This is a genomic window from Niabella sp. ZPM-14 (assembly GCF_055693045.2).
In genome coordinates this window covers 2120721-2144104 of record NZ_CM181148.1, presented here as the reverse complement: position 1 = coordinate 2144104, position 23384 = coordinate 2120721, and the positions used below count along the sequence as shown (strand labels likewise).

Sequence of the window (23384 nt, the reverse complement as noted above, 5' to 3'; positions counted from 1 at the left end):
AACGGCTAACTCGGCAACAATGAAGATTTTTCAATCTGGTTTTTTCGATTATTTCAGGCGATTAGGCAAGCGCATATTCGACAATATCAAGAGTGATCGCGTGCGCAACAATTTGCTTACAGCCATCCCTTTCTGGGTTGGATCTGTGATAGTAGGCTGTGTGGCTGTGTTTTATGCTCAATTGTTCCTGTTGGGAGAAAACCTGTTGATCAAAATGATTCACGGCCGGCTCTGGTTGCTGTTCATCATCATGCCCGTTGCATTCGTGGCCGCCTGGTGGATTGTCAAACGCTTCTCGCCGTATTCGCGCGGCAGCGGTATTCCGCAGGTAATGGCGGCTATCGAATTTGCCAATCCCAAAGATTACGACAAGGTAAAGCGGTTGCTCAGCGTCAAGATTATTATCTATAAAGTGATTTCCAGTTTTATCCTGGTCCTGGGCGGGGGCGCCATCGGGCGTGAGGGGCCTACCATCCAGATATCCGGTTCTATCTTCAACAAGATCTATGAGATATTACCGGGTTGGTGGCCGAGGATCTCCAGGAAAAGTATGATCGTGACCGGCGCTGCAGCGGGTTTATCAGCAGCCTTTAATACACCTTTGGGTGGGGTGGTATTCGCAGTTGAAGAACTCACCAAGATTCACTTCAACCATTTCAAGACGGCGGTGTTCACGGCGGTGATCATCGCGGGTCTCACCGCTCAGCAACTGGCCGGGACCTATTTATATCTTGGTTTCCCCAAAACGACTGCCGTGTCCTTCAGCGCGTTGGCTGCTATTGTGTTGCTCGGTCTTCTGGCTGGTGCGGCGGCATCTTATCTGAGTAAGATTATTTTGTTGCTGCAACGCTGGCGCAACGGTTTTAACGCTACCTGGAAGCATTTGCTTTTCCTGGTATTCAGCGCATGGATCATTGCGACGCTGGCCTTCTTTGTAAGCGAGCACGTTTTAGGTTCCGGAAAGGAGCTGATGGAACAATACCTGTTTACGTCTCAAAAACATGCCAAGTGGTACGACCCCGTGCTCAGGATGATTGGCCCGGCTTTATCTTTTGCAAGCGGGGGTGCGGGTGGTATTTTCGCTCCCGCCCTGAGTGGCGGAGCTTCTATTGGCAGCCTGTTCTCGGGTTGGTTTGGGTTCACACCCACGGAAACCAACGTGATGATCCTGGCGGGCATGGTGGCCTTTCTGACAGGCATCACCAGAGCGCCTTTCACCTCCGCAATACTCGTGTTGGAGATGACGGACAGGCATAGCCTCATCCTGCACCTGATGCTGGCTGCGATTGTCGCGAATATTGCTGCGCGCATCATCAACCGTCATTCATTTTATGACTACCTGAAACATGATTACATGGCGGAGCTGTCGGGCCACAAGAAGCTGGGCGCAGATCACTAAGCTACACCGATTTCTTTAGCCTTGGCCTGGAGGAATATGAGAGCCGCCTCGCGGTTATTGTCCACCTCGCCGTCCAGTATGGCATCTTTGAGGCTATCTTTCAGTATGCCAACGGCCTTTGATGGACTGAGGTTGAACAGCTGCATGATCTCAAGGCCATCCACGGGCGGTTGCCAGGTACGGATCTGGTCTTTTTCTTCCACTTCCTTGCAGCGTTCCCGAACGAGCTTAAAGTTTTCGAGGTAGCGTCGTACTTTCTGCCGGTTCTTGCTGGTGATATCCGCTTCGCATAAGGTCATCAGAGATTCGAGGTCCTCGCCCGCGTCAAACAGCAGGCGGCGGATGGCAGAATCCGTAATGTTTTCTTTGGTCAGACTGATCGGACGCAAATGCAGTTCCACCAGTTTTTTGACAAACCGCATTTTTTCATTCGACGGTAATTTCAGTTCATTGAAAATTTTCGGAACCATGCGGCCGCCCACTACTTCGTGGCCGTGAAAGGTCCAGCCATGTCCCTCTTCGAATTTTTTGGTAGCGGGTTTGGCGATATCGTGCAGGATGGCGGCCCACCGCAGCCACAGGTCTGTTGAGTGCTGCGCCACATTATCGAGCACCTGCAACGTATGATAAAAGTTGTCTTTATGCCCGTATCCATCCACGTATTCAGCACCTGCAAGCGCCACCATTTTCGGAAATATAAGCTTCAGTAGACCGGTTTTATACAGCAGGTCAAAGCCGATTGAAGGTTTGGGCGACAAGATGATCTTGTTCAGTTCATCCGTAATTCTTTCCTGCGATATGATCCTGATGCGGTCGGCCTGTTCAGCGATCGCCAGCAGCGTGGGCGGTGTGATCGTGAAATGAAGCTGTGTGGCAAAGCGGATCGCACGCATCATGCGAAGCGGGTCGTCGCTGAAAGTTTGCTCCGGCTCCAGCGGTGTGATGATGATCTTTTCTTCCAGGTGCCGCACGCCCTCAAAAGGATCTACCAGTTTTCCATAATCGTTCTGATTGAGAGAAATGGCCAGCGCGTTGATGGTAAAATCGCGTCGTTTCTGATCGTCTTTCAATGTTCCCGGTTCCACTTTGGGTTTCCGGCTGTCGCGCTGATAACTCTCTTTACGCGCGCCGACAAACTCAATATCAAAGGAGCTTTGGTGATCGGGTAGGGTCACATGGATATGAGCCGTTCCAAAGTTCTTAAAGAAATTCACCTGTGGCTGCGGATGAAACTGCCGCGCCACTGCGTGGGCCAGTTCGATACCATCGCCCACACAAACAATATCTGCGTCCTTGGAAGGACGGTCCAAAAACTTGTCCCGCACAAAGCCTCCCACCAGGTAGCTTTCCACTTCCAGTTCCTGTGCGGCGCGCGCAATGCGCTCCACGATATATTGTTCCTGCTCGTTTAATTCAATATCCATGCGGGACAAAGATATATTAGTTTGGGTTTGCGAATGACCTGCGAGGCACCCGTTCCTACTGCGATACACGGCGTCTCAGCCGGCTCGGAGGCATCGGGTTACAGGGTTTCATCAGGGCCTGATGATCTCCACCTGGCCGTCCTTCCACCTGATGATAGAAGAAGGCTGCGCGGGTGTGTTATCGTTTTGACGGTACTGAACAGCGTAGTCTACACCCTGCCGTATTTCATCGCTGATCGCGGCAAACTGAGGTGCGGCAGGCGCTCCCGAAATATTGGCGGAGGTTGAAACAATCGGCTTTCCAAATCTTTTGATCAATGCCTTACAAAAATCTTCATCGCAGATCCGGATAGCAATGCTGCCATCGGCCGCCAATAAATTATCGGCAAAGCCGAGGGCATTTTCATAAATGACCGTTGTCGGTTTGGTTACGGTGTCCAGGTAATCGAACAGGCTCAGATCCAGCGCTGCCGTATATTGCATCACATCGCGTTCCGATGCTACCAGCACGATGAGCGCTTTACTGTCGTCTCGTTTCTTCAAGGCATACACTTTCTGTACAGCTGCGGCGTTCGTCGCATCACAGCCGATACCCCAAACTGTGTCTGTAGGGTAAAGGATTGTGCCGCCTGCGTTCAGCACTTCGACACATTTTTTGATATCCTCCTCAAAATTCATCATAATTTAAAAAGCTGATGTGTAAATATTCATTACCGATTGGATATAAGCTTCGGGGCGAAAGCGCTGTGCATTCAGTAGTCCCCTGGCACGCGCATCCGCGCGAAAGGGTGCATCTTCATAGTAACGGCGAAACCCTTCGGCCATCTGCTCCGGGCTGTCAGGGTCTACATAAAAGGCTGCGTCTCCGCCTATTTCGGGCAGACAGGACGTGTTTGAAGTGATGACGGGAACCCCGCCAGACATGGCTTCTATCAAAGGCATGCCGAACCCCTCGTAAAAGGAGGGATAGATCATGGCCGTAGAAAGCTGGTACAACGCCGGAAAGTCTTCCGTTTCCACGAAAGGTTTTTTGCCAGATGCGGCTAACCGGTCAGACAGAAAGATCACCCGGTCTGTGATGTCGTGATCAGCAAGATATTGTTGGACCTTTTCCTTGTAAGCGCCGCCTTTGCCTACCACCACAAGCGGCACGCGGATTTCTTTGGAGATCAGTTTCATCGCCCGGCAGATATTCAGCAGGTTCTTTCTTTCAATGATCGTTCCGACATGCAAAAAGAATTCGGGCGGAAGATCATACTTGTGACGCACCCGCTCTTTCGTTGCTTCTGACTCGATCACGTTAAAGATCGGATCGCAGCTTTGATAGGCGACATCGATTTTAGCCGGATCGGTTTGGTATCGTTCAATGATATGGCGCTTTGTTTCTTCACTGATCGTCATGATCTTATTGGCCTGCTTACAGGCATAGCGCAGTTTCGTCCGATAAATTTTTACATCGACCGGTTTAAAATCACCGGGATAAAGCTCAGGGAAAAGGTCATGAATCGTCACGACCGACGCAATACCGGTCTGAGGCAAGCCCACCGGGATTTCCTGGCTGGGGCCATGGTACAGATCGATCTTCAGTTTCTTCAGGTCTTTGACCACCCATTTGCTGCGCCAAAGGCTGCTGAATAGCTGATGGGCCAAATGTTGCGGTAATATTTCTTTTACGTGAGATGCGGGCGGCGTAAATAACGTTCCGGGTTTCGGGTTGAACAGGTAATATTCGTGCTGTGGAAAATAAGTAGCCAGCAATTTGATGAGGACGCGACTGAAAAAGCCCAATCCCGTACTGTTATGGTAAGCACGTTTCGCGTCAAGACCGATGTTCATGCGGCAAAGATAGCTATTAGTTCATTTGTTCACAGATCATGGTCCACAGACCGTCGTCTCACGTTATACCTCCAATACTGTCAGTCGTTGTCCTGCTATTACAAGCGTAAAATTCAGAAGCCGGCCGGTTAGCACGATCAACTATTGCCTATTCATCATTCAACACTATCTTTGCCGACACAAAATTTTTTTATGCAAGATTTGATCATAGAAGCCTGGGGAAACAGGGAACTTCTCAAAGAAAAGAAATACAGTGATGCCGTTCGCGAAGTAATTGAAGCGGTAGACAAAGGCAGGTTACGCGTGGCCGAAAAGAAAGAAGTGAAGTGGGAAGTGAACGAGTGGGTGAAACAGGCTATTTTAATGTATTTCGCGATCCAGCCGATGCAAACCTGGGATGTAGCTCCCTTTGAGTTTTATGACAAGATGTTGTTGAAAAAAGATTATGAGAAACAAGGTGTTCGTGCGGTGCCGCATGCGGTTGCCCGTTACGGCGCGTTCCTGGCCAGAAATGTGGTATTGATGCCTTCTTACGTCAATATCGGGGCCTATGTAGACGAAGGAACCATGGTCGATACCTGGGCTACCGTAGGCAGCTGTGCCCAGATCGGTAAAGGAGTTCATCTGAGCGGAGGCGTTGGAATCGGAGGTGTGCTGGAGCCATTGCAGGCCAACCCGGTGATCATTGAAGACGGATGTTTTTTAGGCAGCCGTTCGATCGTCGTAGAGGGAGTGGTGGTAGAGAAAGAAGCTGTGCTGGGCGCGAATGTGGTATTGACCAAAAGCACCCGCATCATTGATGTGAGCAAAGAAGTAGCTATTGAAACCAAGGGTCGTATCCCCGCCCGCAGCGTGGTGATTCCCGGAACTTATTCGAAAAAATTCCCTGCCGGCGAATACCAGGTGCCTTGCGCATTGATCATCGGGAAGCGTAAAGCCAGTACCGATCTCAAAACCAGCCTGAACGACGCGTTAAGGGATTTCAATGTAGCAGTATAAAGCCGTTTCTGGCAAATGGTTGATAGTTCATGGCTGGAGGCGCAGAACTGTCAACACTATGAACTATTAACCATTAATTATTGACTATTTGAAAGCGCTTGTATATAGATCCACTGGTAGCTGGTATGTCGTTAAAGACGAATCCGGCAAAGTGCACAACGCGCGCATGAAGGGCGTGTTTAAGATGGATGACATCACCAGCACCAACCCGATTGCAGTCGGTGATGAAGTCGAGATCGAAGTGGAAAACGAGGTAGAAACCACTGCCACGATCACGGAAATTTTTCCCCGGAGGAATCATATCAACCGGCAATCGCCGAGAGTTAAACACCATCAGCATATTATTGCTGCCAACCTTGATCAGTCACTTTTAATTGCTACGCTCAAAGATCCGCGCACCTCGCAGGGGTTTATCGACCGCTTCCTGGTTGTTTGCGAGATGTATCATGTGCCGGCTAAGATCATTTTCAATAAAACCGATATTTACCGAAAGAAAGAAGTAGCGCGGCTGGAGGAGCTTTTAGAGATGTACCAGGCGCTCGGCTACGGTGTCTACGCGGTTAGTGTTGAAGGCCAGGTGGGAATGGAAGAACTGGCAGGTTTGCTGCAGGATAAGACCACATTGGTGAGCGGCCACAGTGGTGTAGGCAAATCCACTTTTGTAAACTACCTGTTGCCCGGCCAGGATATTAAAACGCAGGATGTAAGTGGTTGGAGCGGGAAGGGTATGCATACCACCACATTTGCTACTATGTACGACTTGCCGCAAGGCGGCAGGATCATCGACACCCCGGGCATACGGGAGCTCGCGGTGGCCGGCCTGGAAAAAGAAGAATTATCTCATTATTTCCCCGAAATGCGGGAAAGGCTCAATAATTGCCGATACAACAATTGCATGCATGTTAACGAACCTGACTGTGCCGTGAAGCAGGCAGTCATCGACCAGGAAATCTATGAAGACCGGTATGTGAGTTATGTGAATATCCTGGATAGCATTGAAAATAAAACTTATTAGCCGATATTTTTTAGTCCATTCGTTAGTTCCGCTATGTCAACATTATTGAAACACACGCTCTTCGCGGCGCTTACCTTTCTCACCATGAGTAGTATTGCCCAGAACAAAAAATACGTTTTAGTGGTTCATGGCGGTGCCGGTACCATTCTCCGGAAGAATATGTCTCCCGAAAAGGAGAAAGCCTACACGGATGCGTTGACCCAGGCCTTGCAGGAGGGCTACCGCGTGCTTCAAAAAGGCGGCGCCAGTCTCGATGCGGTGGAGGCAACCATCCGGGTGCTGGAAGATAACCCCTTGTTCAACGCCGGGAAAGGCGCCGTTTTTACACACGACGGACGCATCGAGCTGGATGCATCTATCATGGAAGGGAAGACCTTGAAAGCGGGTGCGGTAGCCGGTGTCACGACTATCCGGAATCCCATTAGTGCCGCGCGCGCCGTTATGGAACAATCAGAACATGTAATGATGATAGGCCAGGGCGCCGAGCGTTTCGCCAAAGAGTCAGGCCTGACCATCGTGGATCCGGCCTACTTCCGGACGGAGGCACGGTGGGACGGATTGAAAAAGGCGCTGGCAGCCGACAGCACGCGGGCAGCATTGGATCATTCGGATCCAACACCCAAAAAGAAGGCAGCAAAAAAAGCGGATGAAAAGTTTGGCACCGTCGGATGCGTAGCGCTCGACAAAGACGGTAACCTGGCGGCCGGCACTTCTACCGGCGGCATGACCAATAAAAAATACGGAAGGGTAGGGGATTCGCCCATCATCGGCTCAGGCATTTATTGTGATAATAATACAGCCGGCATCTCCTGCACCGGCTGGGGCGAATTCTTCATGAGAACCGTGGTAGCGAAAACGGTGTGCGATCTTATTGAGTACCAGGGCTTGTCGATCAATAAAGCTTGCAAAATCGTACTTGATAAAGTTGCGAAAATGGGAGGTAGCGGCGGCCTGATCATCCTGGATAAAAACGGCCGGATGGACATGCCTTTTAATACAGAAGGGATGTATCGCGGCGCGGTCACCGCCGACGGAAAAATCGAAGTGCTGATGTACCGCTGATGGGACTGGATTAATATTTGCAGTAGGGCCGCATATGGCTACTACATATAAAATAGGCGATCACGTTAGCTGGAATTACCAGTCGGGAAGCGTGTCAGGCAAGATCATTAAAGTGCATAAACGCGACTTTGACTTCAAGGGTCAAACCTATCGCGCTACTGCAGACGATCCGCATTACGAAGTTAAAAGTGATAAAAGCGACAGCACGGCCGTGCACAAAGCGCAGGCCTTGAAAAAGGTTACATAGTACTATTTGAACCAGCTGCTGTATTTGACGTAATTATCAGCAATCCGGTTAATCTGGCCGCTCACCAGTTCGGGAGAAATGCTTTTCACTTTTTTCGCAGGCACGCCTGCATAAATACTGTTAGCTTCGCAGATCGTATTTTCCAGTACCACCGCCCCGGCGGCAATGATAGTGTTGCTATTCACCACCGCATGGTCCATAACGATTGCCCCCATGCCGACCAGTACATTATCATGAAGGGTGCTGCCATGAACGATGGCATTATGGCCGATGGATACATTATTTCCGATGACCGTAGCCGCTCCCTGGTACGTACAATGAATACAGGCGCCATCCTGGACGTTCACCTTGTTTCCCATCCGGATCGAATTCACATCACCGCGCAGCACGGCGTTGAACCATACGCTGCACTGATCGCCCATGATCACATCGCCAACGATAGTGGCATTGGGTGCAATGAAACAATCGGCCCCCATTTGCGGCTCTTTTCCTTCAACAGGTAATATTACTGGCATGATGAATTGTTTGGGCTAAGATACCGAAAGCAGCCAAAAGGTCACTTCGGCTATCAGGGTGCATAACATTTTTTCTTTTTATGTGATTTTTTACCGCGAAGCGCGCAAAGATTTGTTCGCAGAGCACGCAGAGTAGGAAGTTGTTTAACCTTTTGAATATTTTTCAGCAGAACATTTAAAAATAATATCCTCATTCAAAGCGAACCGAAGCGCCCGCCCGTGCCGGGACGGACGGGAAGAAATCCCACCTAACCCGGTCTGACGGTCTCCGTCTGACCGTTTCTATACGCAAGCCCCAAGCAAATCATCGGATCAGAAAGCGTTACTAGCGCCACGAATTAGTGCGGGGCCGCTGAAGCCACAAAGACCGGCATGAAATAGCGCTCTTATTGGCACACATGATCCGGCTCCGTCCCTTTCGCAGAATGAAAAAAGTTTAAACAGCGCCCGGGATAAAAATGTTATGCACCCGGCTGCACATCTGCAAACCTCGGTTGCCATATTAACACACATTTTGTAAATCCTGACCCATAGATCCTACATTGCAATTCGTACATTTAATTACATTTGTCCGATGCAGGAAAAAATTGATGCTATCGAAGCATTATATAAAAAATGGAGCGGAAAAGAGCCCGCCTCGGTCGACGTACTACAACAAGCTGGCAGCGAGCGCCGCTATTTCAGGATCTGGGATCGCGACGGCAGTTCGGTCATCGGAACCTACGGGGCCAATATACCGGAGAACAACTCCTTTCTATACTTTTCAGAACATTTTTTAGAAAAGCAGTTGCCCACTGCTCGTATATACGCTATAAGCGACGATCGCCAATATTATCTGCAGGAAGACTTCGGCGATGTGTCGCTGATCAACCGGCTTGAAGCGGAAGGCTATACCCCTGAAGTATACAACCTGTATAAGCGAAGCCTCGAAGAGCTGGCCCGCCTGCAGGTGGAAGGACATAAAGGGTTAGATTATAGTAAATGTCTTACCAACAGTGAGTTCGGCAAACAAGCCATTATGGCGGATCTGCTCTATTTTAAGTACTATTTCCTGGATGCCCTTCGTAAACCATATGACAAGCAAAAGCTGATCGATGACTTCGAAGCACTAAGCACTTACCTTACGCATACAGATCATAAGTTCTTCATGTTCCGCGATTTCCAGAGCCGGAATATACAGGTCATGAAGGATGGGTCGGTACATTTTATAGACTACCAGGGCGGAATGAACGGAGCGCCTCAATACGATGTAGCGTCGTTACTATGGCAGGCGCGTGCGGCATTGCCTGATGACTGGAAGAACCAACTACTGGCTGATTATATGATGGCCCTGGAACCCTTGCTGGACAAGCCTCTCAACAGGCTCAGTTTTTCCAGCCAGTACAACGGGTATGTGCTGATCCGTTTGTTACAGGTGCTGGGCGCTTATGGCTTTCGGGGATTATTTGAGCGAAAAGCGCACTTCCTCACCAGCATACCACTGGCGCTGAAGAATTTGAGAGCTTTTGTAGCAACGCATCCCATGGGCATTGCATTGCCGGAATTCGAAAAAGTACTCCGCATTTGCGTGGACGACGAGATTGTAGCCCAGTTCACTCCTATACAGGCGACAGAAGACACGCCTTTAGTCGTAAAGATCTGTAGCTTTTCTTTTAAACAAGGCCTGCCTGTCGTGGATGAAGATAACGGCGGCGGATTTGTGTTTGACTGTCGCGGCATACTTAACCCGGGACGGGTTGAAAGTATGAAATGCCAGACCGGGCGTGATAAAGAAGTGATTCAATATCTCGAGCAGCAAACGAAGATGCCCGTGTTCCTGCATAGTGTTTTTGATGTGGTAGACATCAGTGTGGAAGATTACATCAAGCGCGGTTTTACCAGCTTATACGTCAGCTTCGGCTGCACCGGCGGCCAGCACCGCAGCGTTTACGCCGCCGACGCCCTGGCCAGGCACCTCCGGAACAAATTCAAGGTGAAGGTCGAGCTGCAACATTGTGTGCAGGACGCGAAGAATTGGAACAACGCCCACCCCCAGGCCCCTGAAGGGGAGACCAGCGCACGTCTCACTAATTGAATAATTACAGCAATGAAACAAAGAATGCATGCGGGAGCAAGCAGGCTGTTGTATCAAAGAGCCAGAGAATTGCGTAACCGGGAAACTCACGCAGAACAAATACTTTGGGGCTACCTGAAAGCAAAACCTTTCGGAGTAAAGTTTCGCAGACAGCATCCTTATTCGCTTTACATTCTCGATTTTTATTGTCATGCTTTAAAGCTGGTCATTGAAGTAGATGGAAGTGTACATTTAAGAGAGGATGTTAAGGCAAATGATTTGATGCGACAGAAAATGCTTGAAGCAGATGGTTTAAAGGTGTTGCGATTTACTAATACTCCGGTAGAGAAGCGACTTGAAGACGTAATCGGTGAAATTGAAAAATATATACTGAATAACATAATGACAAATACAGAGAAGTCTTCACTTGAAGTCCAGACGGCAGCAGAGCTCTCCCCTTTAGGGGCAGGGGGTGTGTCTTGCCTCATCTTCTGTGCCGGGCTGGGTACTCGTTTCAAACCCTGGACAGAGGCGCATCCCAAGGCGCTGGCGCCAATAAACGGGAAGCCGTTGCTGCAGCGAAATATCGAGTACCTGCAGCAGTTTGGTATCCGGGATATTATCGTCAATGTGCATCATTTTGCAGACCAGATCGAAACAGCGATTCGCGACAATAATGGCTGGGGGAGCAACGTGACCATCAGTGACGAACGGGAGGCAGTCCTCGAAACGGGCGGCGGCCTGCTCCACGCCCGGCATTTGTTTAAGCCCGGGCAGCGGTTCCTTACCTGCAACGCGGATATATTGACGGACCTTGATATCAATCAGCTGTTGGCGTTTCATGAACGGGAGCAGGCGCTCATTTCGTTAACCGTTAGTAACAGGAGCACCTCGCGTAATCTGTTGTTTGATGAAAACAACCGGCTCTGCGGATGGCGCAACAACGCGACGGGGGAAGAGCGCATTGCGGTGCCCCGCCAGCATCCCGTTGCGAAAGCGTATGACACGGTAGTGGTCTTTGAGTATGAAGTGTTGGACCTGATCCGGTTGAGTGGTAAATTTTCCCTGATCGATCTGTATCTGGATCTTGCCAAAACGCAGAAGATTATGGGGTTTGAACATGGCAGTGACCGGTGGGTAGATGTGGGCAAGCCTGAAAGTGTCGCCGTCGCGGAGGCTATGTTTCCTGAGTAAGGCAGCTATTCAGCAGTTGTTCCAATCTAATCTTTCCGACCATCTCAACGCCCCCGGCAATTCCGCGTTGGAGCACTCGATATGAATGACCCTGCGGCGCTGTTGGTTCACCGTCCGGTTGGATCCGTGCAATATCAATGGTTTCATCAGCATCACCCCTCCTCTTTGCACCTCGCAGATGTTTTCTGTTTCCACCGACCAATCTATCGTTTCCGGCCGGTAGATCCCCTTCCGGTGAGATCCAGGAATGACCTTTAATGCCCCGTTGTTTTCGTCCGTATCATCCAGGTGGATCCTGATCGTGAAATTGTTTTCTAAGATATTGATCGGAGGTTGAACCGCGAATTGGTTTTGCCTGGTGGTCCAGGGTCCGAAACCTTTTGTCTCTATTTTTTCATTTACCGAGATGGTCAGGTCCTGGTGATAAGAAACGTACCAGTTAGATGTTTCCGGCTTATCAAAATAGATGCTTTTTACAACAAAAAGATCCGCTCCGAAAAGCGCTTTGATGATCTTCTTCAGGCGGTCATTAAAAACAAGGGCTTGTACCTGCGGCACTTCTATCAGAAACCGCCTGATTGCAAACAGATCTGACGACTTTCGAAAAGTGTTTTTATCCGACATTGCAGCCTGATCAATATGATCGATCATCTCTTCCATCTCAGCAGCTGCATAAATCGGCGGTAGTACCGAAAAGCCCAGCTCATCAATTTGTGATTTATATGTTTGCAGGGGTTCCATTTTTATTCCATGAGGCGGTTGATTATTGAATTTTTTATCCGTATACAAAAGAAAAAAGTTTATAGATTGATCCATTGTTGAAGGGATTCAACTTGTCAACCTATAAACTTTTCAATGTAGATCTTTATCCGCTAGTTCGCCATTTGCATCGGATTTTTACCAACGCTTTGACCTCTTCTGGGACCGCCCTCTTTATTTTGAGAGAACGCTTTGAACCGGGTCGGTGCCGCTATCGTTCCCCAGCTGTTGTTGGTTACGTCGATGTCCGCCGTCTCCTGAAGTGGGTCCAACTGGATAGATGCCACTTCTTTATCTTTTACAAAAAATTTCGTCACCTTGTTCTCGTTGTATCTCCATATCTGGGCCGGAATGCGGTCTGTTTGTTTTGAACCATCTTTAAAGGTCCATTCAATGATGATCGGCATCACCAGTCCCCCCTTGTTACTGAAGCTTAACTCGTAAAAATAGCTGTTGGCAAATTTGTCTTTTGCTTCTGGAGTGAGCGCAGTGATAGTCATCGGCATTTCGATGGTGAGGGATTTCGTGGTGTCCACCTTCACCTGGTTGCGCGCATATTTCCAGTAAAAATCTCTTGCCTCAGGATGTTCATCTGTGTAGAAATGAATCGTTTTATCCTGCCTGTTCCGGATCTTGGAAATATCGTCGTAAGGGTTCTGAGCCGGGGCGTCTACTTTCCTTTCTATCTTTCTTGGCTTAGGAAGTTCGCTGTTCAGGTCGGCCCTTGCATACTTCACTGTATCCAGAGAGATATCAACCGGCTGTATACCATAAAACCAGCCTCTCCAGAACCAATCCAGGTCTTCACCGCTTGCATCTTCCATTGTGCGGAAAAGGTCAGCCGGTGTCGGATGTTTAAAAGCCCAGCGGCGGGCATATTCTTTAAAGGAGAAGTCAAACAACTCACGTCCCATGATCGTTTCGCGCAGGATGTTCAACGCTGTAGCAGGTTTGGTGTAGGCATTAGGGCCAAAACCAATAATATTTTCAGAGTTGCTCATCACCGGTTCCAGCTGCTCTTTAGGCAATTTCATATAATCAACGATGGCGCCGGCCCATCCTTTTTTGGTGGGGAATTTATTATCCCACAACTCTTCCGTAAGGTATTCTACAAAGCTGTTCAGCCCCTCGTCCATCCAGGTCCACTGGCGCTCATCGCTGTTCACGATCATGGGGAAGAAGTTGTGACCTACTTCGTGGATCACTACGCCCAGCATCCCGTTCTTCACGCTTTCGCTGTAAGTGCCGTCTTTCTCCGTTCTGCCATAGTTGAAGCAGATCATGGGGTATTCCATACCGTTGGCTGCCTCTACACTTTGAGCAACAGGATAAGGGTAAGGGAAAGTGAAGTCAGAATAGGTTTTGATCGTGTGGGCTACAGCGCGGGTAGAAAACTTCCTGTACAACGCGTAAGCCTCTTTGCCGTAAAAGCTCATGCACATGATCTTTTTTCCGTTGATAAGCTGCGGCATACCGTCCCAGACAAACTTTCTTGATGAGGTCCATGCAAAATCGCGCACGTTGTCTGCTTTAAAAATCCAGGTTTTTGTTTTCGTGGATTTGCTTTTTTCAGCGGCTTTCGCTTCGGCCAGGGTTACGATTTCAACGGGTTCTTTCGCGTTCTTCGCCTCATTGTAACGGCTCATCTGGGCTGCGCTCAATACCTGTGCGTAGTTTTGACATTCGCCGGTGGCGCCTACAATATGATCAGCCGGAACGGTCATCGCCACTTCGAAATCCCCAAAGGTTAAAGCAAACTCACCACGTCCGGTAAACTGGTGATTCTGCCAGCCCTGGAAGTCACTGTATACGCACACGCGCGGATACCACTGGGCCATGGTGTATAAGTTATTACCATCCTCCTCGAAGTGTTCGTAACCGCCACGTCCGCCAAATGTCATGCGGTCGGTGATCTGATAAGACCAGTCGATCTTCAGAATATATTTTTGTCCGGGTTTCAAGGGAGTTGGCAGATCCACCCGCATCATCGTTTTGTTGATGGTATATTTCAACGGAGTTCCGTTAGCGTCTGTCAGTTTTTTGATCCTGACGCCGTTGCCGTTATCCAGGCCGCTGGCCTCTTGTTTCAGGTTATCGAGCATGTTGTCAGTAAGGCCCTGCGGCATGGTTGACGAGCTCTGGTAATTAGCGTTGTTCAGATTGCTATGCTCATTCTCGTCCAGCTGAAACCAGATATAGGTCAGCACATCCGGAGAATTATTGAAATAATTCAGGGTCTCTGAGCCGGTCAGTACATTGTTTTTTTCATCCAACTGACACTGAATGTTGTAGTCGCAGCGTTGTTGCCAGTATTTGGGCCCGGGCGCACCGCTTGCCGTACGGTATTCATTGGGCGTCGGCAGAATGGTGGCCAACTGCTCAAACTTATTGCCGTGGTTACTGGTCGGATTGTTTTGAATGTCCTGCGCCACGGAAACAGCGGTGATGCCTAAGCATGCAATCAACAGTGATAATTTTGACATATGTATTATTATATTTCTTTCAATTCAGAATAGTAAAAAAAGGAACCGGCCGCTTGCGGCCACCTTTCAATAAAGTACAGCGGTCCGGGCCTGGTACAACCTGATAGTCTTAAAAAAATAGTAACGGATTATCCCGGAATTCTCTCTATCGCCATCATCGCAGCAAAAGCAAATACTGCCAGCGATACCACGAAAATATAAATTCTTTGAGGAATCTTAACCACATCGATCAATAATTTCCCGATCAGCAGTATGATCAGCACGACCACGATCTGACCGGCTTCTAAACCGACATTGAAGCCAAACAGTCCCCAGCCCAGCGACTGATCGCTCGCCAGCATCATCCGGATGGAGTTAGCGAAGCCCAGTCCGTGAATCAACCCGAAAAACAGCGCCATGAAATAGTTGGCATTGACATTTTTCACCGGTTTGCCGTTGATCATGTTCCACAAACAGGTAAGCGCGATGGTAACCGGGATGAGGAATTCCACCCAGTCGGACGATACTCTGATGACGTCCAATACGCTTAAAGCCAGTGTCAATGAGTGCCCGATGGTAAAAGCAGTCACCAGGATCAGTACCTTTTTCCAGTCGGTGAAGCTATACACCACCGCCAGCGCAAGAATAAAAAGTTGGTGATCCAGGGCATCGCTGCTGATAATATGTTTCCAGCCCTCAATGAAATAAAAATTAAAATCGGTCATGATAAGTCGACAGGTTGAAATGTTTACAAGTTGAAAAAGGATCCGTCACGCAACGAATAAAGCTACTATTTTGTCATAATAGTATTTTCGCAAAATATGTCACTGGTATTATTGATCAATAAATGGTTCCTTCACTTGTTGCTATTGGCATCAAATGTACATCCCTATCACGTAAGTGCGACAGAGATGGAATACGATGCGCGCGCCAAACGCGTGGAGATCAGCACCAAAATATTCACAGACGATTTTGAAAATGTGCTGGTCAAGTTATATCGCCGTAAGGTCGATTTGTCCAGTCCAAAGCTTCGCCCTGAAATGACACAGCTGATCAGCAAATATTTAGCGACCCACCTGAGCATTACCACGGCCGGCAAAAAGTTGCCGCTCCAGTTGTACGGCTGGGAAATAGATCATGAAGCGGTTTATGTATATACCGTTGCTGCTGCGGCTTCTTTCGATCCGCATAAAATTGCCGTTCAAAAGACGGTCTTGTACGATTTGTTCGATGACCAGGTGAACATTATTCACTTTCTATACAACGGAAAACGGCAGAGCAACAAACTCGTATATCCCAAAAAGGAAGTGCGGGTATCGTTCTAGACAACGCTGTTATTGTGCTCTATGCAGTGATAGCGTTGTGTTTCGCGTTGTTTCAGCTTATTCTGCGCGACAGGTCCGGCTCCTATAAAACAGCAGCAGCGTCTCAATAGCTTTCATCTGAGATGAAAAACTATGATCTGCTACTGCTATTCTTGTAATTGGCCTCTCGCTATCTGAGCGTCCTTTCGGACGGGAATGCATTTTTAAAGAGTATCACAAAAGCTTATTGTAGAATCGCTTTTATAGTTTTAGAATAAGTTTTATTTCCGTCTTTATCCACTTGTACGATTCTTATAAAAAGCGCTTCATTTTCAGCAACCGACAAAGCATCGGCGGATTTGTTGCAGGCGTAAAACGTAGCTGCTATAGCGCAGGCACTGCAAAGAAGAGCGAGGCGTCTTCTGCCCTTGAGAAAGCCTCCCAAAGCGATTGCAAACAAGGTAATGCCCATCATGGCTGATCCGGCTACACCCGTGGTAAAGTCATAACGGGTGGGCGATGAAGCACAGCCTTCGGTAGCTTTGCTTTTCACGTCGCCGATTTTAAAGAAATGTTTAGCGTCTTTCGAAGCTTCTATAATAAAATACTGATTGTTGTTTTCACAGGCCGTTGTCCAGTTTACGGTTAACATGCCTGATTTTAGAAACGCAGCCAAGTCCAGAAAAGTAACCGGCAGCAGTGTATTGCCCGAGGTGGACGCGATGGTAAGATATCTTGTTTCGGGGGCTGTTTGGCCAACAGGGATCAAAGCGCTGTTCAGTCCTGAGACCGTCACCGTTTTAGTAGCATCGTCATAATTAATATTGATACCGTCCGTACCGTCGGCATAAGCCGTGGCATTAGAAAAATCACCGTCTTCATCCACCAATAACCGAAGGTCAGAAGTAGAGAACGAGGATGGCACGTCGTCGAGGTTCAACACGAAATCCATGGAGTAAGTATCGGGAAAGTTCAAATTTGAAACCTTCCACTCACGATCGATGCGGCTGTCGATGCCCGCAGGCCGCTCCGTGTTACGGGTGCCTATCAATGGTTCACCATTGTTTCCGGTTAATACATAGGAATTAGGGTTGCTGAAGGAAGCCGTGTTAGCGACATTGTCCGCCCCCAGGTTACCAATATAAATGCGTGTGGAATCGTCCAGAGTATGCGATTGCCTTTGCATCAGACCACTGGCATCATCTCGCGCTATACCAATTACCTGGTTATGATATTCGCTGCCCTGGTCTGCGTCCCAGACAAGCTCGTTGTTAGAGTTGACATAATCGCCACTGACGCCTCCTCCTACATTATCCAGTGTCGTACCGTATTTAACTGCCAGGTACGACTCTACCCGGTTAAGCTCTTCGGGTGTCAGAACCGTACTAAAACCAATTAGCTCGGCTATACTGCCGTCATAAAGACGACCGCCATCATTTGCCAGGGCAGCCTCTTTCGATTGCCGGCCAACACGGAAGGGGGATGATTCGGTGATGTTGGTTTCCGTCAGGCTTGTCGCTGTTACAGGGTGTGTTATAGTAGGGTCACCACTATTGATGGCCATGGTCTGGGTTCCTTGTTCAAACATGATGGTGAAATTGGTTAGTACAGGCTGGGTGCCGAAGGAATGGGTAGCATCGGGACTTCTTTGAGGACCCGGCGTGTAAATCGCATGTATCTCTGACCCGTATTTCATTCCATAACCGGAATGGCCATATTCACCAAAATCAAATATAAACTGACGTCGTTTGGTAGCAGGTGCAGGATCCGGCTTGAGCACTGCCAGCCAGGTCATCCCATTTTGGCCGGCTGCAGCGCCGCGGGAAAAGATGTGGTCATCGCCAAAATTCAGGCCGTCATTTACGCCATCAAATCCGACTGCGGGATTATAATTAATATTTTCTGAAGGACTGTTTCTGTGGACAGGGGAAGTCTCAGCCGAGGTAGATACCGCATCATTGGTTCTGACGCCCGACCGGTCTTCCCATACAGTTACCGGTTCCCCGTTGTTGGATGATGTTGGCCCGTCATTGGCCTTCAGCCAAAGCTGAATTTGGGAGCCAACGCCTCCGGGGAGTACCTGCGCATAAGAAAGAGCAGGACATAATAATAAGGCCATTACTAGTCTTTTCATAAGTTGTGGAATTTTACAGCTAAAAAATAGGAGAGGCGGGTCTGTTTCAGGCTGATTGTACTAGGTTAGAGCAGCAAGAAAGCTTGAAGTATTATTGGTTTACAATAATCGCCTTTCTTAAGAGGTTTTTTAGCGTTGTGTTATAAAATAGGTTATACTATTCAAATATACGAATTTTGTCAACATTATTCACTTTCTATACAACGGAAAACGGCAGAGCAACAAACTCGTATATCCCAAAAAGGAAGTGCAGGTGTCGTTTTAGACAACACTGTTGTTGTGCTCTATGCAGTGATAGCGTTGTGTTTCGCGTTGTTTCAACTTATTCTGCGCAACAGGTCCGGCTCCTATAGCAGCAGCGTCTCAATAGCTTTCATCTGAGATGAAAAACTATGATCTGCTACTGCTATTCTTGTAATTGGCCTTTCGCTATCTGAGCGTCCTTTCGGACGGGAATGCATTTTTAAAGAGTATCACAAAAGCTTATTGTAGAATCGCTTTTATAGTTTTAGAGTAAGTTTTATTTCCGTCTTTATCCACTTGTACGATTCTTATAAAAAGCGCTTCATTTTCAGCAACCGACAAAGCATCGGCGGATTTGTTGCAGGCGTAAAACGTGGCTGCTATAGCGCAGGCACTGCAAAGAAGAGCGAGGCGTCTTCTGCCCTTGAGAAAGCCTCCCAAAGCGATTGCAAACAAGGTAATGCCCATCATGGCTGATCCGGCTACACCCGTGGTAAAGTCAGAACGGGTGGGCGATGAAGCACAGCCTTCGGTAGCTTTGCTTTTCACGTCGCCGATTTTAAAGAAATGTTTAGCGTCTTTCGAAGCTTCTATAATAAAATACTGATTGTTGTTTTCACAGGCCGTTGTCCAGTTTACGGTTAATGTTCCGGATTTTAAGAAGGCGGCTACATCCAGGAACGTATCAGGCAGTGGTGTGTTGGAGGAAGCAGATGCAATAGTTATATATCTGGTTGCCGGAGCGAATCCGCCAACGGGTATTACCGCGCTACCCAATCCAGATACAGTCACGATTTTATTGGCATCATCATAGCTGATGGTAATGCCATCAGACCCGTTTGGATGAATACTTGCATTGGAGAAATCTCCATCTTCATCCACGAGCAACCGGAGGTCAGAGGCTGAAAACGAGGAAGGAGTGTTCTGAAGGTTCATTTTAAAATCCATTGAAAACCGGCCCGAATAATTCACGTTAGACACCTTCCACTCACGATCGATGCGGCTGTCAATGCCCGAAGGTTGCTCTGCTGCCTGGGTGCCGATCATAGCTCCGCCGTTATTTCCACTTAAAACATAAGAGCGGGCCCTTGTAAAGTCCCCGGCCGTATTTGCTGCGTTGGTAGCTGCCAGGCTGCCGATGTAAATGCGCGTAGTATCGTCCAAAGTATGGGACTGTTTTTGGACCAGGCCACTATTAGCATCGCGGGCGATACCGATTACCTGGTTATGATAGGCGCTGCCATCGTCTGCGTCCCAAACGGGGATGTCATTAGACGCAAAATAATCACCATTGGTGCCTCCCCCGGCGCTGCTTTTTGTGATTCCGTATTTTAATGCCAGGTAAGATGTGACTCTTCTTAGCTCACTCCCTGTTAATACTTTATTATAACCAATCAACTCGGCTATACTGCCGTCAAAAAGACGACCGCCTTCCTGATTCAGATCGGTCGCTTTTGATTGGCGGCCGATACGAAAGGGCCTGTCGGTTTCGTTTTGATTAATGGTGGAATCTGTTAAACTTGCAGCGCTTATAGCGCCTATAGTCAAGGGGTTTCCACTGTTCACGGAAAAGGTCTGGCTTGCCTGGTCAAAATTAATAGTAAAATTTGTCATGACGGGCGCTGTACCGAAAGAGTGAGGAATGTCATCGTTGTTCTGTTCCGGTGTATACATCCCATAATGGCTGGCCCCGTATTGCATGCCGTAACCGGCTGGGGCGTATTCACCAAGATCAAATATAAATTGGCGCGTTTTATTTGTAGATGCGGCATCTGGCCGAAGCACTGCCAACCAGGTCATCCCATTTTCACCAGACGCCGAGCCGGCCGAATAGATAAAATCATTTCCGAGATCGAGGCCGTCATCAGTGCCGTCAAAGGCGACTGCCGGGTTATAATTAATATTTTCTGAAGCATGATTTCTGTAAGTAGGTGAAGCAGCACTTGAGCGTGATACGGGATCGTTGGTTCGGGCACCCGATCGATCAGACCATGTACTTACCGATTCTCCGTCGATCGATGACGTTGGTCCGTCATTAGCTTTAAGCCAAAGTTGAAGGTTGGTACCAACGTTACCAGGGCGCACCTGGGCAAATGATGTAACAGGGAAAAACAGCAGGGCTATTACTAGTTTTTTCATAAGTTAGAGACTTTTTTACTAAAAAGGGATGGACAGGCGGGCTTTATTTCAGGTAGACAGCTTTCGGCTAACATAAAACCTTATGATAAATCGTGGAATTGCCAATAGCGCGCCCTCGCAAAAAAGGGTGTTTTTAGTGGTGTAAAAATATAGGTTATGTCAGGACAAATATAACAAATTTTTTTTATTGATATGAGAGCGTGCCGTTCCAACCCTGGATAAACGCAATAAAATTAGAATGTTATCAATGCTGGTCTTTTTGTACCAGAGTTGGAAAAAGTGCACGCGCCCTGACGTTTTATGGTTTAACTTGGGGGTATCCAATTAATTAATTCAAAAATAAGCTTGAGTTTCCGGCGAAATATCTGCTGCCTCAAATCTTATTAAAAACAAGTCTTTTTTCAAATCTGAATGGGACGAATCTGCATTATTTTAATCCATCTGCTCTGCCATTTTAGATGCGTTAACGATTCAGTTTCAATTTTTGATGTAAATTCAGCGCTTTAAATTTTTTACATGACGCAAAAAACGCTCTTTTCAATGTTGCTGATGGCTTTCGCACTGTCATCATTCGCACAAACTACAGATTCAAAGTACAACGCTAAGGAAGCATTCGATCCCCAGTTTTATCCTTACCCCGGCTCGGAATACAGAAGTGCTTCCGGCGAGCCCGGGCCTAAATACTGGCAGAACCGGGCCGATTATAAGATTGCCTGTTCCATTGACACGGCTAATCACCTTGTGACGGGCACAGAAGAATTGACCTACACCAATAACAGCCCGGACAACCTCAAATTCCTCTGGCTGCAGCTGGATCAGAATATCTACCGCAAGGATTCGCGCGGATCGGCCACTACAACTGCTGCCGGCGGACGCTGGGCTAACACGGGTTTTACCGAAGGTAGTGTGATCAAGTCTGTTTCCATCGAAGTGAACGGAAAGAAATACACGCCGAAATATACGGTGACCGATACCCGCATGCAGGTCTGGCTGCAGGAGGCGCTTAAGAATGCCGGCAAAGCCAAAATAATGATTGAATGGTCTTTCACCGTGCCCGAATACGGCACAGACCGGATGGGCCGTCTGCAAACGAAAAATGGGTGGGTGTATGAAATCGCGCAATGGTTCCCCCGCATGTGTGTGTATGATGATCTGCAGGGATGGAATGTATTACCCTATGTAGGCCAGGGCGAGTTTTATCTTGAATACGGAGATATTGATTTCACTGTGACGGCGCCTGCTGATATGATCGTGGTAGGCTCCGGTGAATTGTTGAATCCAACGGAGTGTTTATCTCCGGCCGAGGCAAAAAAATATGCAGAGGCTAAGAACAGCGAAAAGACCGTAACGATTCGCAGCGAGGCAGATGTAAACGGCAAGATCAAAACCAATAAAGCCACCAACACCTGGAAGTTCCGCATCCAAAATACGCGCGACGCGGCATGGGCTGCTTCCAAGGCTTTTGTATTTGACGGCGCAAAGATCAATTTACCCAGCGGCAAAAAATGTGTGGCTTTAAGTGCTTACCCGGTCGAATCGATTGGTTCCGACGGATGGGAGCGCAGCACAGAATTTACCAAGGCGTCTATTGAGCATTATTCTTCCAAATGGTTTGAGTTTCCTTACCCCGCCGCTACCAACGTTGCGGGTATTGTAGGTGGTATGGAATATCCCGGCATCGTGTTTTGCGGATACAAAGCCAAAGGCCGCGGCCTGTGGGGCGTGACCGATCATGAGTTTGGACATACCTGGTTTCCCATGATCGTGGGCAGTAATGAAAGAAAGTATGCCTGGATGGATGAAGGGTTCAACACTTTCATCAATGATCTTTCTACAAAAGCGTTTAACAAAGGAGAATTTTATTCCGAAAATGAAGGGCCTGACGCCGGCAAGTTCTCTTTCAGTGAAAAAGTAGACGGCTTGTACACTGTTCCCGATGCGGTACAGCAAAGAAGCTTAGGCATAACGGCTTATTTTAAGCCATCGCAAATGTTGCATGCTTTAAGAAATAATGTATTGGGCACCGAACGTTTTGACGTTGCTTTCAAAGAATATATCAATCGCTGGGCCTTCAAACATCCTTCTCCGTGGGACTTTTTCCGTACCATGGAAAATGTAGGAGGCGAAGACCTGGCCTGGTTCTGGAGAGGATGGGTGCTGAACACCTGGAAGATCGATCAGGCGGTCAAAGGCGTGTCTTATAAAGATAACCTGCCTGCTAATGGCGCGGCAATCACGATTGAAAACGTAGAGCAAATGCCGATGCCTGTGACCGTGGCTATTAAAGAAGCGAATGGTAAAGAGCAACGCGTGACACTGCCTGTTGAAATATGGCAGCGCGGCGGCGTTTACACATTCACCGTACCTTCTACCAGCGTGATCAAAGAAGTGAAGATCGATCCGGATAACGCACTTCCCGACTGGAACCGCGTGAATAACGTATGGACCAAATAATGGGGATCACCTATCAAACGAAATGAAAGATTTGTAGGATGATAGTAAAATAATCTTTTGGCAACTTAATAATCAAAACCTGCCTCATGTGTTGAGCTTAACATCGAGGCAGGTTTTTTTATGTACCTACAGATGAGTCGTTTGT

The 23384-nt window shown here is 48.2% G+C and carries 18 protein-coding genes; 9 read left to right on the top strand and 9 right to left on the bottom strand.

Features of this window, described 5'->3' with window-relative positions:
* Positions 1-19 precede the first annotated feature (19 nt).
* Positions 20-1399: a chloride channel protein gene (locus ACU37H_RS09175; protein ID WP_472701825.1), complete on the top strand. Its 1380-nt coding sequence runs from the start codon at positions 20-22 to the stop codon at positions 1397-1399.
* On the opposite strand, the gene ACU37H_RS09170 is transcribed toward ACU37H_RS09175, so the two are convergent.
* From ACU37H_RS09170 to ACU37H_RS09160, 3 genes are all read right to left on the bottom strand, one after another.
* Positions 1396-2823 (bottom strand): CCA tRNA nucleotidyltransferase, encoded by a 1428-nt coding sequence (locus ACU37H_RS09170; RefSeq protein ID WP_472701826.1) that lies wholly within the window; start codon positions 2821-2823, stop codon positions 1396-1398. The genes ACU37H_RS09175 and ACU37H_RS09170 overlap by 4 nt on opposite strands.
* Before the next feature lie 111 nt (positions 2824-2934).
* Positions 2935-3504: an L-threonylcarbamoyladenylate synthase gene (locus ACU37H_RS09165; RefSeq protein ID WP_472701827.1), complete on the bottom strand. Its 570-nt coding sequence runs from the start codon at positions 3502-3504 to the stop codon at positions 2935-2937.
* A gap of 3 nt (positions 3505-3507) precedes the next feature.
* Positions 3508-4659, bottom strand: a complete 1152-nt coding sequence (locus ACU37H_RS09160) for a glycosyltransferase family 4 protein (RefSeq protein WP_472701828.1) — start codon at positions 4657-4659, stop codon at positions 3508-3510.
* Between the two features lie 192 nt (positions 4660-4851).
* Here ACU37H_RS09160 and ACU37H_RS09155 point away from each other — a divergent pair, with 192 nt between their 5' ends.
* The 4 genes from ACU37H_RS09155 to ACU37H_RS09140 all read left to right on the top strand — a co-directional run bounded on the left by ACU37H_RS09155 (position 4852) and on the right by ACU37H_RS09140 (position 7982).
* Positions 4852-5658: a 2,3,4,5-tetrahydropyridine-2,6-dicarboxylate N-succinyltransferase gene (locus tag ACU37H_RS09155; RefSeq protein WP_472701829.1), complete on the top strand. Its 807-nt coding sequence runs from the start codon at positions 4852-4854 to the stop codon at positions 5656-5658.
* A gap of 88 nt (positions 5659-5746) precedes the next feature.
* Positions 5747-6673, top strand: coding sequence for a ribosome small subunit-dependent GTPase A (gene rsgA, locus ACU37H_RS09150; RefSeq protein WP_472701830.1), 927 nt, complete (start codon positions 5747-5749; stop codon positions 6671-6673).
* A 33-nt stretch (positions 6674-6706) separates the two neighbouring features.
* Positions 6707-7735, top strand: a complete 1029-nt coding sequence (locus tag ACU37H_RS09145) for an isoaspartyl peptidase/L-asparaginase family protein (protein WP_472701831.1) — start codon at positions 6707-6709, stop codon at positions 7733-7735.
* 34 nt (positions 7736-7769) lie between these two features.
* Positions 7770-7982: a hypervirulence associated TUDOR domain-containing protein gene (locus ACU37H_RS09140; protein ID WP_472701832.1), complete on the top strand. Its 213-nt coding sequence runs from the start codon at positions 7770-7772 to the stop codon at positions 7980-7982.
* 2 nt (positions 7983-7984) lie between these two features.
* Here ACU37H_RS09140 and ACU37H_RS09135 read toward each other — a convergent pair whose 3' ends face one another.
* Positions 7985-8497, bottom strand: coding sequence for a gamma carbonic anhydrase family protein (locus ACU37H_RS09135; RefSeq protein WP_472701833.1), 513 nt, complete (start codon positions 8495-8497; stop codon positions 7985-7987).
* 574 nt (positions 8498-9071) lie between these two features.
* Here ACU37H_RS09135 and ACU37H_RS09130 point away from each other — a divergent pair.
* Positions 9072-10571, top strand: coding sequence for a RapZ C-terminal domain-containing protein (locus ACU37H_RS09130; protein WP_472701834.1), 1500 nt, complete (start codon positions 9072-9074; stop codon positions 10569-10571).
* Between the two features lie 12 nt (positions 10572-10583).
* On the top strand, positions 10584-11744 hold the full coding sequence (locus ACU37H_RS09125; RefSeq protein ID WP_472701835.1) for a DUF559 domain-containing protein: 1161 nt from the start codon (positions 10584-10586) through the stop codon (positions 11742-11744).
* A 9-nt stretch (positions 11745-11753) separates the two neighbouring features.
* Here ACU37H_RS09125 and ACU37H_RS09120 read toward each other — a convergent pair whose 3' ends face one another.
* From ACU37H_RS09120 to ACU37H_RS09110, 3 genes are all read right to left on the bottom strand, one after another.
* Positions 11754-12560: a phytanoyl-CoA dioxygenase family protein gene (locus ACU37H_RS09120; protein ID WP_494407602.1), complete on the bottom strand. Its 807-nt coding sequence runs from the start codon at positions 12558-12560 to the stop codon at positions 11754-11756.
* A 56-nt stretch (positions 12561-12616) separates the two neighbouring features.
* The gene (locus tag ACU37H_RS09115; protein WP_472701837.1) at positions 12617-14986 is read right to left on the bottom strand and encodes a M1 family metallopeptidase; all 2370 of its coding nucleotides are present in this window, start codon (positions 14984-14986) and stop codon (positions 12617-12619) included.
* A 128-nt stretch (positions 14987-15114) separates the two neighbouring features.
* Positions 15115-15690 (bottom strand): HupE/UreJ family protein, encoded by a 576-nt coding sequence (locus ACU37H_RS09110; protein ID WP_472701838.1) that lies wholly within the window; start codon positions 15688-15690, stop codon positions 15115-15117.
* 96 nt (positions 15691-15786) lie between these two features.
* Between ACU37H_RS09110 and ACU37H_RS09105 the strand changes: the two genes are divergently transcribed.
* The gene (locus ACU37H_RS09105; protein ID WP_472701839.1) at positions 15787-16290 is read left to right on the top strand and encodes a DUF6702 family protein; all 504 of its coding nucleotides are present in this window, start codon (positions 15787-15789) and stop codon (positions 16288-16290) included.
* A 223-nt stretch (positions 16291-16513) separates the two neighbouring features.
* Here the strand turns inward: ACU37H_RS09105 and ACU37H_RS09100 are convergent, their stop codons facing one another.
* Both ACU37H_RS09100 and ACU37H_RS09095 read right to left on the bottom strand, forming a co-directional pair.
* Positions 16514-18403, bottom strand: a complete 1890-nt coding sequence (locus ACU37H_RS09100) for a DUF8202 domain-containing protein (RefSeq protein WP_472701840.1) — start codon at positions 18401-18403, stop codon at positions 16514-16516.
* A 483-nt stretch (positions 18404-18886) separates the two neighbouring features.
* Positions 18887-20785: a DUF8202 domain-containing protein gene (locus ACU37H_RS09095; RefSeq protein WP_472701841.1), complete on the bottom strand. Its 1899-nt coding sequence runs from the start codon at positions 20783-20785 to the stop codon at positions 18887-18889.
* Positions 20786-21301: 516 nt separating this feature from the next.
* Here ACU37H_RS09095 and ACU37H_RS09090 point away from each other — a divergent pair.
* The gene (locus ACU37H_RS09090) at positions 21302-23239 is read left to right on the top strand and encodes a M1 family metallopeptidase (RefSeq protein ID WP_472701842.1); all 1938 of its coding nucleotides are present in this window, start codon (positions 21302-21304) and stop codon (positions 23237-23239) included.
* The last annotated feature ends 145 nt before the right edge of the window (positions 23240-23384 follow it).